Origin of the sequence: Methanocaldococcus infernus ME, assembly GCF_000092305.1 — an archaeon.
Classification (GTDB): Archaea; AGJL01; Methanococci; order Methanococcales; family Methanocaldococcaceae; genus Methanocaldococcus; species Methanocaldococcus infernus.
In genome coordinates this window covers 534,845-549,928 of the sequence record NC_014122.1, presented here as the reverse complement: position 1 = coordinate 549,928, position 15,084 = coordinate 534,845, and the positions used below count along the sequence as shown (strand labels likewise).

The following is a 15,084-nucleotide window of genomic DNA, read 5'->3' as shown; positions in this document are numbered from 1 at the left end:
CTCACTTTCTTATAACAGAGTACTCATCTAACTCTTTAACATCTGTTAAATTAATATTCCACTGAATTTCCTTTCTAACAAATACATAACCCTCAACCTTATTAAGCTTATAAACTAATTTACACTTTTCCAAATTTTCAGGGATTTTAAATATTAAATAACCTTCTATCTTCCTATGTGGTTGGACAGCTGTTAATACTAAGGCATCAGGGATGTCTAAAACATTCACCTCAGGATCATAAGTTTTATTATTTTCATCCTTTAGCTCAAAGTCTAAGTTAGATATTTGATAAGGAAGATCTCCATGGTTATCTATCCTAACTTTTATAAATAGGAAGGTTTCATTTTTATCACCTTCCTTTCTTCCCATATTACCAATAACTTTTTTAGCTTTAAAGAGATCAACTATTTTTATTGAAATATTTCCATAAGTAGCAATCTGATTTAAAGAGAGTTCAGCTATCTCTTTTCCTTTACTGATGTCTTGATCACTTAATCCAGAGTGTCCTAAGACTTTATCAGTTATCTTTAAAAAGCTAATAAAAACTATTCCCAAAACTATAATTGTTACTGACAGCATAACCATAGTTCTTAAACCTAAAGCCATTATTTCCCCTCCCTCTTAACATTAACAGCCTTTCTCTTTAGTGGGCTTCCACAAACTTCACACTCATCATACTCATAGCTAATTGGATAACTTTTTTTACAGCCTAAACAAACCTTTCTCCAGACAATAATTTTATTTGTTTTATCATAGTATATTCCTTTATGCTTAATATTTAATCTTTTGGCTATATTCTGAATTCCATAGTCATCAGTTAAAATTAAAGCCTTTAGCTCATAAGCTAAAGCTAAAACCTCTATATCAGCTTCAGATAAGAGTTCTCCAACCTTGTTAGCCAAATTTCTTACTTTCTCTATACTCTCCTTTTTAGGCTCTAAAATTTTTAACTTTCCTAAGGATATGGCCTGATCTAAAAAAATTCTGTTCTCTTTAACCTCTTCATAAACTTTTGGGGTTATATAGCACTCTTCATAATTTAGAGGATTAAAACCATGGATAACAGCTGAGGCATCTAAAACTACTTTCATTCTCTCACTCACAAAATTTTTAAATATTGTTTCTTGTTATTTTTAAGGTTATATAGTTATTAAAAGCTTACAGGGAGGGATTTGGTTGTTAAATCATATTGATGAGAGATTTGAAATTAAAGATTTAATAGCAAGAGAAGTTATAGATTCTAGAGGAAACCCTACAGTTGAGGTTGAAGTAATAACAAAGGGAAAGGGTTATGGAAGAGCAATAGTGCCAAGTGGAGCCTCAACAGGAACACATGAGGCTTTAGAGTTAAGGGATAAAGAAAAGAGATTTGGAGGAAAAGGGGTTTTGTTAGCTGTTGAGAATATAAATTCAATTATAAAGCCTGAGATTGTTGGTTATGACTCAAGAATGCAGAGAGAGATAGACTATATTATGATTGAGTTGGATGGAACTCCAAACAAGTCCAAGTTAGGGGCTAATGCCATCTTAGCAGTTTCCTTAGCTGTTGCTAAAGCAGCTGCTGACACAGCTAAGGTTCCACTCTATAAATACTTAGGTGGAGCTAACAGTTATGTCATGCCTGTCCCTATGATGAATATTATCAATGGAGGAAAGCATGCAGGGAATGATTTAGATATTCAAGAGTTTATGATTATGCCAATTGGAGCAAGTACTGTAAGAGAAGCTATAAGGATAGGCTCTGAGGTTTATCACACTTTGAAGAATACAATTATAGAAAAGTATGGAAAATCAGCTATAAATGTTGGAGATGAGGGAGGCTTTGCCCCTCCATTAAAGAAGGCTGAGGAAGCTTTAGATCTATTAATGGAAAGTATTAAAAGAGCTGGATATGAGGATGAGATAGTCTTAGCCTTAGACTGTGCTGCTTCAGAATTTTATAGAGATGGTTACTATTACATAGAAGGGAAAAAGCTAAGTAGAGAAGAGCTTTTAAATTACTATAAAGAGTTGGTTGAGAGATATCCTATAGTCTCTATTGAAGACCCATTCCATGAGGAAGACTTTGAAGGCTTCTCAATGATTACTAAAGAATTAGATATACAAATTGTTGGTGACGACCTCTTTGTTACCAATGTTGAAAGACTAAAGGAAGGAATTAAGAAAAAAGCGGCTAATGCCTTATTATTAAAGGTTAATCAAATAGGAACCCTAAGTGAAGCTATAGATGCTGCTAACTTGGCATTTAGAAATGGTTACTCAGTGATAGTTTCACATAGAAGTGGAGAGACTGAAGATACAACAATAGCAGACTTAGCAGTGGCTTTAAACACTGGCCAAATAAAAACAGGAGCTCCTGCAAGAGGGGAGAGGGTAGCTAAGTATAACCAACTAATAAGGATAGAGGAAGAGCTTGGCTTATCTAAATATGCTGGAAGAAACTTTAGAAATCCATTCTTCTAAAAATTTTTAATTTTTAAGGGTTTTTTATGTTCATTGGCATAGATGACACTGACAGCAGAAAAAAGTTTTGTACAACTTACTTAGCTACTCTAATTTATGAAGAGCTTAAGAAGAGTTACACTTTAAACATTCCTAAGTTGATAAGACTAAATCCAATGGTTAAGTATAAGACAAGAGGAAATGGTGGAGTTTGTATAGAAATTTTAGATGATTTAGAGAAGAGAGATAAGGAGGAAGTTAGAGAGATAACTATAAAGTTTGTTGAAAAATATTCAGATCTCTCCTCTGACCAAACAAACCCAGGAATTGTTTTTTTAGATAGGGAAAAATTTAAAGAAAATAGAGAAATTTTAAGAAATTACTATAAAGAAGCTCTTTTTAACATTCTCTCCTTGGAATATGCTGAGAAAGTTATTAAGAGAGTTGGAGGAGGGTTTATAAAATTTAAAAAAGGGCTTGGGATTATTGGAGCCTTAGGGGCTATAAGTTCTGAACCTCCTTACACTTATGAGCTATTAGCTTACAGAAAAAAGGAAAATTGGGGGAAGAGGAGAGAGATAGATGAGAGAAGTGTTATAGAGATGGATAGGAAAACATTTCCTTACACTTTTGACAACTATGACTATGAAAATGAGAAGGTTTTAATTACTCCTAACACTCCATGTCCAGTTCTCTTTGGCATTAGAGGAATTAATATTAAAACTTTAATTGATGCCTATTTTATGGTTAAGGGAGAGAAACCTGAGAGATTTATGATCTTTAAAACTAACCATGGAACAGATGTTCATCTAAGGGTTATGAAAATTAGAGATATTTATCCTAACACTGGAGTTATTGTTTATGGAAAAGTTTCTGAAAAGCCAAGAGATATAGAAGGGGGACATGTCATCTTTAAACTCTCTGATGACACTGGAAATATTGACTGTATAGCCTATGAACCAACCAAGGGCTTTAGAGAGACCATTAGAAAGCTAATTCCTGGAGATTTTGTAGCTGTTTATGGAACTGTTAGAGAGGAGCCATTAACAATTAACATAGAGAAAATTAAGATCTTAAAATTGGAAAAGATTTATAGGTTAAATAAGAGATGTCCTCACTGTGGAGGGACACTAAAGGCTAAGGGCAAGAAGGTTGGCTACAAGTGTAAGAGGTGTAAAAAAGTTATAAAATATGAGGAGATTGAGAAAGAGGAGATTAAGAGGGATTTGAAAATAGGCTTTTATGAAGTTCCTGGAGTTGCAAGGAGGCATTTAAGTAAGCCTATCCAACTTATTGACTTAATTAAGTGATTTTTATGGAAGACTTAATAAAGGAAACTGTAAAAAATAAATTTGCTGGCTTAGAGTTGAGGAAAATTATCTTAGATAAGATAGAGAAAGGGAAGTTAAAAGAAGAAGATATTATAAAGGTTGTTGATACAGTTGATAGCTTAAGCTTAGAAGAAATTATTAAACTTGGGAACAACTTAAGAACCTTTCCATTGGGATGTGATTTAGTTGATTTAGCTATAGGGCCATGCTCTTCCTCTTTGTCTTTAATAGAGCTCTTAGAAAATTGTATTCTCTCAGACTATATAGGATTTCCCATACACATCTGTGGCTATGCTATAGCTGATATAGCTGAGAAAGAGAACTTAACCCCATTAGAAGTTTTTAAAAAAGTTTATGACACTGTGGAGGTTCCAATAGATATAGACCACTTTGGAAAATATGGTCCTATGAGGTTCCCTAAGGAAATTGTTTTCTGTGGAGGAGATTGTTATAACTTAGGATTAGCAAGAGAATGTCCAAGGGAAAGAATTCATAAGAGACTAATTGAGAAAGAGAAGGAGTATGAAGAAGAGTTCTTAGATTGGATAAGGTTGGCTTCAACTGTCTGTGTCAATGTTGTTGAGGAACAGGGAAGAGAGGAACATGGTGCCCCTATAGATGAGATGAGAGAAGTGGCTGAAGCTGCTAAGAGGTTTGGGAAAGGGGTTGAAGGCATTTTCCACATAGGAGATGGATATGATGACTTAATAGAGGGGATCTTAGCCTGTATTGACTTAGATGTTGATGTCTTTGTTGTTGAAGGTGGACCATTCAACTTAAAGGATAGGGTTAAAAACTTTGCTAAAGCTGTAGCTATCTCAAGAATCTTAGTTAAAGGAGGAGTTGTAGCTACAAATGGAGCTTATGAAGATGAGTTAAGAATTGGACTAAGAGCTGGGTTAAATACTGTAATAACTGGCTTTCCTTTAAACCATCATGGGTACATGTGTGGCTACTCTCCAGGAACAGCAAGGAGAGGAAACTTTGGGTTAAGGAGAGTTATGAGAATTATAAAAGAGGAAGGCTTTAAATTAATGGGTAAAGAGATAGCTAAGGCTATAGCCATGAGTGGAAACTTTTTAAAGGGAGAGATATATCCAAGTAGGTTAGGCTCTTTCTATATTGGAGATGCTCATTGGAGAGCTATCTATGAGAGTAAGTTAAGTAATTTAAAGCCAAGTAAGAGTATAGAAGATATAGATGAGGAGAAAGTTGGCTTATTAGGAGGGAGATATATCTCTTGGAAGATAGCTGAGAGAGCTGAAGAAGCTTACATCTCAGATAAAGATGAGTTTGTTGAGAGAGCTACAATAAGGATATTAAATGAGAATAATATTAATGCCTATCCATGTAATGGAGATGATAAAAAAGCCATCTCTGTAGGGAAAGCTTATATAACCTCCTTTATCCCAGAGATAGCCTTAAAGCTTCTAAATAAGTATAAAACCTTAGAAACCCTATTTTAAAGGTTTTTAACTATGATTGAGGATATTAAGGAGATAAAGAAAGATGCTAAGGAAAAGGATGAGAAGTCATTTAAACAATATTATAAAATTGTTGAAAATAAGAGGGTTGTGTCAGATTTCACTGAGTATAACCCTTTACATAAGGGACATAAGTATGCCTTAGATAAAGGGAGAGAGAAGGGGTTTTTTGTTTCAGTTCTTCCTGGTCCTTTAGAGAGAAGTGGTAGAGGGATCCCTTATCTTTTTAATAGATATATAAGGGCAAGGATGGCTATAGCTGCTGGAGTCAACTTAGTAGTTGAAGGTCCTCCTATGGGGCTATTAGGCTCTGGTCAATATATGTTATGCCTAATAAAGCTCTTCTATCATTTAAAGGCTGAGATCATTCCAAGGGGCTATATTCCTGATCCTACTATGGAGAAGGTTATTAACTGTATAAATAGGGGCTATCATATTATAGTGAAGCCCTTTAAAATTATGTGTGCTGAAACTAAAGAGATTTTAGGGGAGAAGTTGGAGATAGATAACTATGTCATAGCCTCAATGTCCCAAACCATCTACAAGTTAAAGCCAATTCTAAACTATGAGCCAAAGTTTTTATTTATAAGGAGATTAGAAGGGATAAGTGGAACAAAGATTAGAGAAGCCATTTTAAAGGGCAAGTTTGAGCTTGTTAAAGACATGTTGCCAGAGAGTACTTTGAAAATTTTAGAGGAGTTGAAAAGAGAAGGTTTAGAAAACTATATCTTAAAGAGAGACACTGAAAGAATTTTAGAGACAGCTAATAACTATGATCTCTATAAGTATCTTCCTAACCATGTTGCTGAACTTCTGGAAAAGAATAGGCCTTACAACTCCTTAGAAGAGATAAAAAAGGTTATTCCAAAAGGATTTTCAAGACATTTTAAGGAGAGGATTTTAACAAGACTTGAGGCAAGGATAGAGAAGGAGACAATAAAGAAGTATATTGAAAACTATCCAGCTAAGATAAAGATTATTGGGCATGCCTCCACTTAAAAAGTGGTTCGGCATGCCCTTCAACATTTTAAAATTTTCTCCCCAGTGCTGAGCTTAAACTTCTATAATTTTTAGGTCTTTTGAGAGAGTTGCTTTATCTCCTCTTCCTACAACTTCTCCAACTTCAAAGGCATAGCCAACTTTTTTTAGCTCATCAATTAGCTCATCTTTATATTCTCTCTTAGCCACAATTAATAAACCTCCAGCAGTTTCAGCACCATAACCTTCAAGTAGGGCATGGCCAAACATCTTACTAAGTTCTGGAGTCTTCTTTATACAAGGGAGAGTATCAATTTTTATATTAACCTTACTTTGCTTAGCTATCTCATTACTATGTCCAAGTAACCCAAAGCCAGTAACATCTGTTAGAGCATTAGCTATTTTATCTCCAACTTTCTCCTCAGCTCTTCTCAAAGCTTCTAAGCTATACTTGTTTGAGGTTGTCATTAATTTTATAGCTTTATTTATTATCTCTTCCTTCTCCTCCTCTGAAATATTTATTAGCTCTAAAAATTCCTTTGGAACCCTACTTAAAGCCATGGCACTCTGAGTGCCAAGAGGCTTAGTTAGTATTAAAACATCTCCAACCTTAGCTCCAGCTTTTGTTAATACTTCTTCCTCTTTTCCAACCCCAGTTACAGAGCCACCAATTAGGGGCCATGGGTTTAGTATTGTATGCCCTCCAACTATTGAAGTCCCTATTTCCCTACAAAAGTCTTGGAATCCCCTTAACATCTCTTTAGCCACACTTAAAGATAGCTTCTCAGGAATTCCAACTATAGCAAGAACCCCTATTATCTCCCTTAACCCCATAGCATAAATGTCATTTGTTGAGTTACAAGCTGCTATCTTTCCTTGTATGTAGGGATCATCAACTATTGGGGTAAAGACATCAACAGTTTTAGCTATAACCAAGTTTTCCTTTTTTATCACAGCTGCATCATCTCCCAAGCCAACAAGGCAATGTTTTAAATCTTCATCTTTGACAATATCCTTAACCAAAACCTCAAGCTCAGCACTGGGGAGCTTACAGGCTCAACCATGTAGCTTAACCATCTCAGTTAACTTCATCCTTATCACCAAAAACTTAATTTGTGGTGAGTAAATATTTTATGTAGGGAGATTTTAAAAACATTGCTAATAAATTTTCTAATAGCTAAAGGTGAGAAGATGGTTAGATTAGCCTTAGTTGTAGCTGAGTTCAATAGAGACATAACCTATATGATGGAGAAGGTAGCTGAAGAGCATGCAGAGTTCTTAGGAGCTGAGATTAAATATAAAATTAGAGTTCCAGGAGTTTTTGACATCCCATTGGCTGTTAAAAAGTTGTTAGAAAAGGATGATGTTGATGCTGTTGTTACCATAGGATGTGTGATTGAAGGAGAAACTGAGCATGATGAGATAGTTATGCACAATGCTGCAAGGAAGATAGCAGATCTTACTTTACAGTATGATAAGCCTGTAACCTTAGGCATCTCTGGGCCAGGAATGACAAGGCTACAGGCTGAGGAGAGAATAGACTATGGTAAGAGAGCTGTTGAAGCAGCTGTTAAGATGGTTAAAAGGCTAAAGGAGATCTAAATGATACTAAATGAAGTTTTTGAAACCATAAAGAAAAGGATAGAAGAGAGGCCTGAAGGTTCTTATGTGGCTAAGCTAATAGAAGATGATGAAAAGAGTGGGCTAAATAAAATCTGTGAAAAGATTGGAGAGGAAGCTGTTGAACTTATATTAGCTGCTAAAGATAATAAAAGAGAAGAAATTATACATGAAACAGCTGATCTAATCTTCCATGTTATGATTTTACTGGCATATAAAGAGATTGAGTTGGAAGAGATCTATAAGGAATTTGAGAGGAGAAGGAAATAATTATTGGTTCATTCCTAAATTTTAAGTTTTTTTATAGCGTGCCATTTTTTTATTGATGTTGGTTTTATTATGCCGTTAATAATGTCGTAGAAAAGAACTTCATTATTTACTAAGAATTTAAATTCATTTATAAGATCTTTTTTAATAATTTCCTTAGCCTCAACTTTAACATTATTTTTAAATTTAGATAGAATAGTGTTTATTTTATCTTCATCAACGTTAGCGTTAGCCAATAGATATAAAAGCTTGTCCTTCTCAATATTTATCCACTTTTTTATAGTTTCTTCAACTGTTAAGCCAAGTTTTTTATTATTTATTAGTTCAGTTATTTCATATGGTAGAGAGAGGTAGTTTATAGCGTAATCTATCTCTTTTTCATTGAAGTTCTCTTCTTTTAAGATTTTTTTAATATCTTCCTTTTCTAACCAATCAATTAAATAGTATTCGGAAGCGTTTTCTAATGTAGAGTTTTGGTAAATCTCTTCAATAAATAGAGTGTCAGAAGTTAAGCAGATGACATGGGAAAGATGTTCCATCTTAGTTAAGGAGACGAATAAATTGAATAGCTCATTTAATAAAGATTTTTCTCCATTAAAGTAAATATTTTTTAACTTTTGAAGCTCGTCTATAATTAAGACAGGCCTCTTTCCCTCTTTTATAACTTCATTAATGCTTTCATTTATCTTAGCAAAGACATCGTTTAAAGAAAACTCTTTAAAATTTAATTCTTTCTCAACTCCGAATTTAAAAACTCCTAAATTAAATTCCAGCTTATTAGGAACATATTTTTTATCAGATCTTTCAAAAAATATTTTAAAAAACTCTTCCTTTGTTGGCGTAGCATACTTTCTTAAGTTATAATAAAAAAATACGATATCACTATCTTCAAGCTCTTTAATAACTCTCCTTATTACTGTAGATTTTCCAGAAGATTTAGGGCCATAAACGAATAAAATAGAGTTTGGCTCCAACTGGCAATAAGTTTTTAGATATCTAACTTCTTTCTCTCTATTGTAGAATTTCATAACTATAACCTCTATCTTACATTATTATTTAGATTATTTAAAATTATCATCATAATTAATATAAGTTAATCAGGCAAGAAAAGAGGGGTTACTCTTGTATAACTTAGAAAGAGAAAAAGTTATAGAAAAGATTGTCAAGCTAAATAAAAAGAAACCACTTATCTTATTTCAAGCTCCTGAGGGTTTAAAGCTTGAGGTTCAGAGAGAGATTGAAAAAATAGATAAAGAGTTGAAAAAAAGAGGAATTGAAGGAGATCTATTTTTGTGGCTAAACTCTTGTTATGGAGCTTGTGATATTCCTAAGGTAGATGCTGATCTAATTATACACTATGGGCATAAACCACTAAGCTATCTTAGCTATAAAAAAGTTCTCTTCATTCCTGCTTATTTCTCCTGCTCAGAGGAAGAGGAGGCTAAAATAAAGGAAGATGTAAAGAAGTTTGTTGAAAAAGGTTATGAAGTAGTTACAACTGTCCAATATGAAAAATTACTAAAAGAGTTTAACCCTAAGGTTATCTTAGGTTGTAGAGGGAAAGTAGAAGGAGATAAAATTCTATATGTTGGAACTGGAAGATTTCACCCATTAATGATAGCTTACAAATATGGGGTTGAAGTTCTTATTTATAATCCCTACTCTAAAAGGTTAGAGAAGATAAGTAAAGAGGAAATAGAGAAATTTATAAAGAGAAGGTTGGCTAAGATATCAAAGGCTCTCTTAAAACCAATAAAAAAAGTTGGGTTAATTCTCTCAGTGAAGCCTGGACAGTGTAGAATAAATGTTTTAAAGGCTCTTGAAGAGGAGCTAAAGAAGAGAAATATAGAGTATATAAAATTCTTAGCTGATGAGATTAAGCCAGAGCTTCTATTTTATGATGTTGATCTCTATGTTATTATAGCCTGTCCAAGGATTGTTTTGGATGACTTTGAGCTTTATGATAAAATAATAGTGACTCCAGAAGAGTTTAAGATGATTTTAAATAAAGACTTTAGCTATAAATTTGATGAAATAAAAGAGGAAGATTTTTAATCATACTCTCTCCATGTGTGGCCACACTTCTTACATCTATAAAACCTTGTCTCTGGCTCATCAGCACATCTTGTTTGTTGTAGCCACCAATAAGCCTCTGTATGCCCACACTTTGGACACTCTATTTTTATTGTTGGCAGCGTTTCTATCTCATTTCCTTCAATAACAGCTATCTCCTCTTTTCTCTTTAACTTCTCCTTGTATTCATAACCTTCTTTCTCTCCCTCTTCAGTGTAGCCACAGACTGGACACTTTAACTTTCCCTCACTTGGGAGTAGAACATTGTTACACTTTGGACAGAACTTAACCATCAAATCTCACCTAAGAAATCTTTAATAATCTTTTCATGGTCAAAGGCTAACTTTGGAATCTTGTTGATTTCAAAAAACTTAACCTCTTTAGCATCATCTCCAGCTTTTAATGAGCCTCCAACAACTCTTAATATATAGACCACTGAAACCACATGTCCCCTTGGGTCTCTATTAGGATTAGAGTAAACATTTAAAAGCTTTTCTATTTCAACATCTAAGTTAGTCTCCTCCTTAATCTCTCTAATTATGGCTTCTTCACAACTCTCTCCACACTCAACAAACCCACCAGGAAGTGCATAGTAACCTTTAAAAGGTTCATTCCTTCTTTTTATTAGTAAAATTTTATTGTCCTCAAAGATGATCCCATCAACAGCCAAGGAAGGGATTAAATAGAGGTTAAGTTTTTTCAACAACCTTTTATTTATAAATCTTTTTGAATACCTCTTCCCAAATAAGTTCTTAGCTATGATTTTCCCACTTATTGATAAGCATTTCATCAATATCACCAATGGCGATGATGAAAATTTCGCTATCTGATCTGTGATGACTACTCCCGCAGCTGAGCCATACTATTTATTAAGGTTGATTACTATGAAGATGGTTGTTATATTAAGAACAGATTTAAATATGGGTAAGGGAAAGATGGTAGCTCAGGGAGGACATGCTATTATAGAATGCTATAGACATGCTCAAAAACTTAACCCTAAGTTGGTTGAAGATTGGTTAAGAGAGGGGCAGAAGAAAGTAGTGTTAAAGGTTTCCTCTGAAGAAGAACTATTAGATATTTACAATAAAGCTAAGGCTGAAGGTTTGCCATGCTCAATTATTAGAGATGCTGGATTAACTCAGTTGAAGCCAGGGACTATAACAGCTGTTGCTATAGGGCCAGAGAGGGATGAGAAGATAGATAAGATAACTGGACATCTAAAGTTGCTGTGATAATATGGTTAGTGAGAGAGTTAAAAATATAGAGAAATCTATGATTAGGGAAATTTTCAACCTGTCAGGAGAGGATTTTATTAACTTGGGAATTGGAGAGCCTGACTTTGACACTCCAGAGTTTGTTAAAGAAGGGGCTATAAAAGCTTTAAGAGAGGGAAAAACTTGTTATTCCCCAAACTTAGGAATTCCTGAGCTTAGAGAAGAGATTGCAAGGAAAGTTAATGAAGATTACAACTTAGGGATTAGTAAAGATAATGTCATGGTCACAGGAGGAGCTTCAGAAGCTCTCTACCTATCAACCTTTGGACTCTTAGATAGAGGAGATAAGGTTTTAATCATTAATCCTTATTTTGTCTCTTATAAAGCTCTCTCCCAGTTAGCTGAAGCTAAGATTTTGGAGTTTAAGGTTGATGATAATTTTAACATAGACTTGGATGAGTTAAATGAGGTTGTGAAAGGGGTTAAAGTTATCTTCTTCAACTCTCCAACAAATCCAACAGGAAAGGTTTATGATAAGAAGACAATTAAAGGCTTAGCTGAGATAGCTGAGGATAATAATATTTTTATAGTGTCTGATGAAGTTTATGACAAAATTATTTATGAGAAAGAACACTATTCTCCAGCACAATTTTATGAGAATGTAGTAATTGTTAACTCATTCTCTAAAAGTTATGCCATGACTGGCTGGAGAGTTGGCTATTTAATAGCTAAAAAAGAGCTTATAGAAGAGTTTTTAAAGATTCATCAGTATAGCTTTGCCTGTGTAAACACCTTCTCCCAATATGGAGCCTTAGTAGCTTTAAGAGAAGGAGACAGTTTTATAAAAAAGATGGTTGAAGAATTTAAAAAAAGGAGAGATTTAATATATAAGGGGTTAAAAAAGAAGTTTCAAGTTGTGAAGCCAGAAGGAACTTTTTACATCTTCCCAAGAGTTTCTGAGTATGGAAAGGATATTGATGTAGTAAAAAAATTAATTGAAAACAAGATCTTAGCTATCCCTGGCTCTGCCTTTGGTAATGAGAACTATGTTAGATTTAGCTATGCTACAGATTATGAGAAAATTAAAGAGGCTCTTGAGATAATTGAGGAGATACTATGAAACTCTGTATTCTTGGCCTTGGCTATGTTGGATTGCCAACAGCTGCTATTCTGGCTGTTAATGGCTTTCATGTGGTTGGAGTTGATATTAACAGAGAGAGGCTTAAAGAGATAAAGAACTTAGACTTTGAAGAGAGAGATTTAAAAACCTTGGTTAGTGCTGCTTTAAAGTCTGGGCATTTAATTTTAAAGGATAAGCCAGAGGAAGCTGATGCCTATATAATTTGTGTTCCAACTCCAATAGATGAGAAGAAGAGATGTGACTTAAGCCATGTGAAGAAGGCTATAGAGAGTATAAAGCCCTATCTAAAAGATGGAGACTTAATAATTATTGAAAGTACTGTTCCTCCAGGGACTACTGAAGAGCTCTATAAGATGTTATCAAATGGAAAAAAGATACTAATGGCTTACTGTCCTGAGAGAGTTTTGCCAGGAAATTTGTTAGAGGAGCTAATTGAAAATGATAGAATTATAGGAGGAATTAATGAAGAGTCTGCAAACTTGGCTAAGAAGATATATGAGAGCTTTGTGAAGGGAAAAATATATGTAACTGATGCAAAGACTGCTGAGATGGTTAAGTTGATGGAAAACACTTATAGAGATGTAAATATAGCCTTAGCCAATGAGTTTGCTAAAATCTCTGAAGAGCTTGGAGTCAATGTTTGGGAGGCTATAGCTCTTGCTAACAATCATCCAAGGGTTAATATTCTAAAACCTGGTCCTGGAGTTGGTGGTCATTGTATTCCAATTGACCCATGGTTTATAGTTGAGAAGAGCAGGGAGGCTAAGTTAATAAAGGTAGCAAGAGAGGTTAATGATTCCATGCCCTATTTTGTTGTTAAGAAAGTAAAAGATATTGTTGAAAAGGGGAAGATTTCTATTTTAGGGGTTGCATATAAGGGAAATGTTGATGACACAAGGGAGAGCCCTGCAATAAAGATAATTGAAGAGCTTTTAAAATTAAATTACAGTGTTATGTGCCATGATCCAAAGGTTAAGAAATTTAAATATAAGCTTTACAGCTTAAAGGAGTGTGTTAAGGATAGTGATTTAATTTTAATTTTGTCTGACCATGAGGAATATAAAAACTTGCCAATTAAGGAGATTGGTGAATTGATGAGAAATAAAAATATTTTGGACACAAAGAATATTATTCAGAGAGAGGAGTGGGAGAAGTTTGGCTTTAAAACCTATTTATTAGGAGATGGTAAGAATGAAACCAGAAGACTTGGAGAGATGGGATAAAGAGTATATATGGCACCCATATACTCAAATGAAAGACTATATTGAGGAAAAGCCTTTAATTATAGAGAGAGGAGAGGGGAATTACTTAATTGACATATATGGAAATAGATATTTAGATGCTGTTTCCTCTATATGGTGTAACACCTTTGGACATAGTAGAAGGGAGATTATTGAAGCTATAAAAAATCAGGCTGAGAAGATTGGGCATTCAACTCTGTTAGGCTCTTCAAATGTTCCAGCTATTTTATTGGCTAAGAAGTTGGTTGAGATAACTCCAAATCAGTTAAGGAAAGTTTTTTATTCTGAAGATGGCTCAGAGGCTGTTGAGATAGCTGTGAAGATGGCTTATCAATACTACTACTTAAAAGGGGACAAGAGAGAGAAGTTTATTTCAGTTACTGAAGGCTATCATGGAGACACTGTTGGAGCCATGAGTGTTGGAGGCTCTGAACTCTTCCATGGTATATTTAAGCCACTACTCTTTAAAGGTTATAGAGCAAGACATCCATACTGTTATAGATGTAAAGAGAGAGATTGTAATATGGAATGTCTAAATGAAATTTTGAACTTGATAGAAAATTATGGTGAAAACTCTTTCTGTGTCATCTTAGAAGGAGGAGTTATGGGATCAGCTGGAATGATTCCATTTCCTGATGGATATATAGAGGAAGTTAGTAAAGCCTGTAAGAGAGAAGATCTAATCTTAATTTTAGATGAAGTGGCTACAGGCTTTGGAAGAACTGGAGATATGTTTTTCTCAAATAGGTTAAAGGGTAAGCCAGACATATTATGCTTAGGAAAGAGCTTAACTGGAGGCTATGTTCCCTTGGCTGCAACTTTAACAACAGAGGAAATATTTAATGAATTCTTAGGAGAGTATGGAGAGGCTAAGCACTTTTACCATGGGCATACTTACACAGGAAACCAAATTCTCTGCTCAGCTGCACTTGCAAACTTAGAGATCTTTGAAAAAGAGAGGGTTTTAGAAAAGCTGAAGCCAAAGATAAAATTAATTTGGGAAGAATTAGAGAGGTTAAAAGAGTTGGAACATGTTGGAGACATTAGAGGAAGGGGCTTTATGATAGGGATAGAGTTGGTTAAGAATAAAGAGACTAAAGAACCATATCTCTATGGCTATAAAGCTGGCTTTAGGGTAGCTAAGGAACTTTTGAAAAGAGGAATATACATGAGACCTATAGGGAATGTTGTTATCTTAGTTCCTCCACTGTCAATAACTGAGGAGGAAATAAAATATTTATGCTCTTCTCTCTATGAAAGCATTAAAAAAGCTCTGTAGGGGGCTATGCTGA

At 34.3% G+C, this 15,084-nt stretch carries 17 protein-coding genes; 11 read left to right on the top strand and 6 right to left on the bottom strand.

The window, feature by feature from the left end:
• Position 1: 1 nt before the first annotated feature.
• Together METIN_RS03010 and METIN_RS03005 are read right to left on the bottom strand one after the other, a co-directional pair.
• The gene (locus tag METIN_RS03010; protein ID WP_013100021.1) at positions 2 to 607 is read right to left on the bottom strand and encodes a DUF4352 domain-containing protein; all 606 of its coding nucleotides are present in this window, start codon (positions 605 to 607) and stop codon (positions 2 to 4) included.
• Positions 607 to 1,092, bottom strand: a complete 486-nt coding sequence (locus METIN_RS03005) for a PIN domain-containing protein (RefSeq protein WP_013100020.1) — start codon at positions 1,090 to 1,092, stop codon at positions 607 to 609. The genes METIN_RS03010 and METIN_RS03005 overlap by 1 nt, the downstream gene beginning before the upstream one ends.
• 97 nt (positions 1,093 to 1,189) lie before the next feature.
• Here METIN_RS03005 and eno point away from each other — a divergent pair, with 97 nt between their 5' ends.
• Genes eno through METIN_RS02985 form a run of 4 tightly spaced genes read left to right on the top strand, consistent with a single transcriptional unit; the run spans position 1,190 to position 6,257 of the window.
• Entirely contained in the window at positions 1,190 to 2,464 is a 1,275-nt protein-coding gene (gene eno / locus METIN_RS03000) for a phosphopyruvate hydratase (RefSeq protein ID WP_198002854.1), read from the top strand.
• A gap of 26 nt (positions 2,465 to 2,490) precedes the next feature.
• Positions 2,491 to 3,753 carry a tRNA(Ile)(2)-agmatinylcytidine synthase gene (locus METIN_RS02995; RefSeq protein ID WP_013100018.1) on the top strand — a complete coding sequence of 421 codons (1,263 nt, stop codon included), beginning with the start codon at positions 2,491 to 2,493 and terminating at the stop codon, positions 3,751 to 3,753.
• Positions 3,754 to 3,758: 5 nt separating this feature from the next.
• Positions 3,759 to 5,240 carry a 5,10-methenyltetrahydromethanopterin hydrogenase cofactor biosynthesis protein HmdC gene (gene hmdC, locus METIN_RS02990; protein WP_013100017.1) on the top strand — a complete coding sequence of 494 codons (1,482 nt, stop codon included), beginning with the start codon at positions 3,759 to 3,761 and terminating at the stop codon, positions 5,238 to 5,240.
• 12 nt (positions 5,241 to 5,252) lie between these two features.
• A complete protein-coding gene (locus METIN_RS02985; protein ID WP_013100016.1) occupies positions 5,253 to 6,257 on the top strand; it encodes a nucleotidyltransferase family protein in 1,005 nt (334 codons plus the stop codon).
• A 54-nt stretch (positions 6,258 to 6,311) separates the two neighbouring features.
• On the opposite strand, the gene selD is transcribed toward METIN_RS02985, so the two are convergent.
• Positions 6,312 to 7,328, bottom strand: a complete 1,017-nt coding sequence (selD, locus tag METIN_RS02980) for a selenide, water dikinase SelD (protein ID WP_157198813.1) — start codon at positions 7,326 to 7,328, stop codon at positions 6,312 to 6,314.
• Between the two features lie 99 nt (positions 7,329 to 7,427).
• Here selD and ribH point away from each other — a divergent pair, with 99 nt between their 5' ends.
• Both ribH and hisE read left to right on the top strand, forming a co-directional pair.
• Entirely contained in the window at positions 7,428 to 7,838 is a 411-nt protein-coding gene (gene ribH / locus METIN_RS02975) for a 6,7-dimethyl-8-ribityllumazine synthase (protein WP_013100014.1), read from the top strand.
• On the top strand, positions 7,839 to 8,126 hold the full coding sequence (hisE, locus tag METIN_RS02970) for a phosphoribosyl-ATP diphosphatase (protein ID WP_013100013.1): 288 nt from the start codon (positions 7,839 to 7,841) through the stop codon (positions 8,124 to 8,126).
• A 14-nt stretch (positions 8,127 to 8,140) separates the two neighbouring features.
• Here the strand turns inward: hisE and METIN_RS02965 are convergent, their stop codons facing one another.
• On the bottom strand, positions 8,141 to 9,151 hold the full coding sequence (locus METIN_RS02965; protein ID WP_013100012.1) for an ATP-binding protein: 1,011 nt from the start codon (positions 9,149 to 9,151) through the stop codon (positions 8,141 to 8,143).
• 94 nt (positions 9,152 to 9,245) lie between these two features.
• On the opposite strand from METIN_RS02965, the gene dph2 reads away from it, so the two are divergent.
• On the top strand, positions 9,246 to 10,178 hold the full coding sequence (dph2, locus tag METIN_RS02960; RefSeq protein WP_013100011.1) for a diphthamide biosynthesis enzyme Dph2: 933 nt from the start codon (positions 9,246 to 9,248) through the stop codon (positions 10,176 to 10,178).
• Here dph2 and METIN_RS02955 read toward each other — a convergent pair.
• Positions 10,175 to 10,489: a transcription factor S gene (locus tag METIN_RS02955; RefSeq protein ID WP_013100010.1), complete on the bottom strand. Its 315-nt coding sequence runs from the start codon at positions 10,487 to 10,489 to the stop codon at positions 10,175 to 10,177. The two genes, dph2 and METIN_RS02955, sit on opposite strands and share 4 nt — an antisense overlap.
• Complete coding sequence (locus METIN_RS02950) at positions 10,489 to 10,986, bottom strand: NUDIX domain-containing protein (protein ID WP_013100009.1); 498 nt, start codon at positions 10,984 to 10,986, stop codon at positions 10,489 to 10,491. Before METIN_RS02950 ends, METIN_RS02955 begins: the two co-directional genes overlap by 1 nt.
• Positions 10,987 to 11,080: 94 nt before the next feature.
• Between METIN_RS02950 and pth2 the strand changes: the two genes are divergently transcribed.
• The 4 genes from pth2 to bioA are packed head-to-tail and all read left to right on the top strand — an operon-like array spanning position 11,081 to position 15,071.
• Complete coding sequence (gene pth2, locus METIN_RS02945; protein ID WP_048203338.1) at positions 11,081 to 11,428, top strand: aminoacyl-tRNA hydrolase; 348 nt, start codon at positions 11,081 to 11,083, stop codon at positions 11,426 to 11,428.
• A 4-nt stretch (positions 11,429 to 11,432) separates the two neighbouring features.
• Positions 11,433 to 12,530: a pyridoxal phosphate-dependent aminotransferase gene (locus METIN_RS02940; protein ID WP_013100007.1), complete on the top strand. Its 1,098-nt coding sequence runs from the start codon at positions 11,433 to 11,435 to the stop codon at positions 12,528 to 12,530.
• A complete protein-coding gene (locus METIN_RS02935; RefSeq protein ID WP_013100006.1) occupies positions 12,527 to 13,774 on the top strand; it encodes a nucleotide sugar dehydrogenase in 1,248 nt (415 codons plus the stop codon). The genes METIN_RS02940 and METIN_RS02935 overlap by 4 nt, the downstream gene beginning before the upstream one ends.
• Positions 13,743 to 15,071, top strand: coding sequence for an adenosylmethionine--8-amino-7-oxononanoate transaminase (gene bioA, locus METIN_RS02930; protein ID WP_013100005.1), 1,329 nt, complete (start codon positions 13,743 to 13,745; stop codon positions 15,069 to 15,071). The genes METIN_RS02935 and bioA overlap by 32 nt, the downstream gene beginning before the upstream one ends.
• Positions 15,072 to 15,084 lie beyond the last annotated feature (13 nt).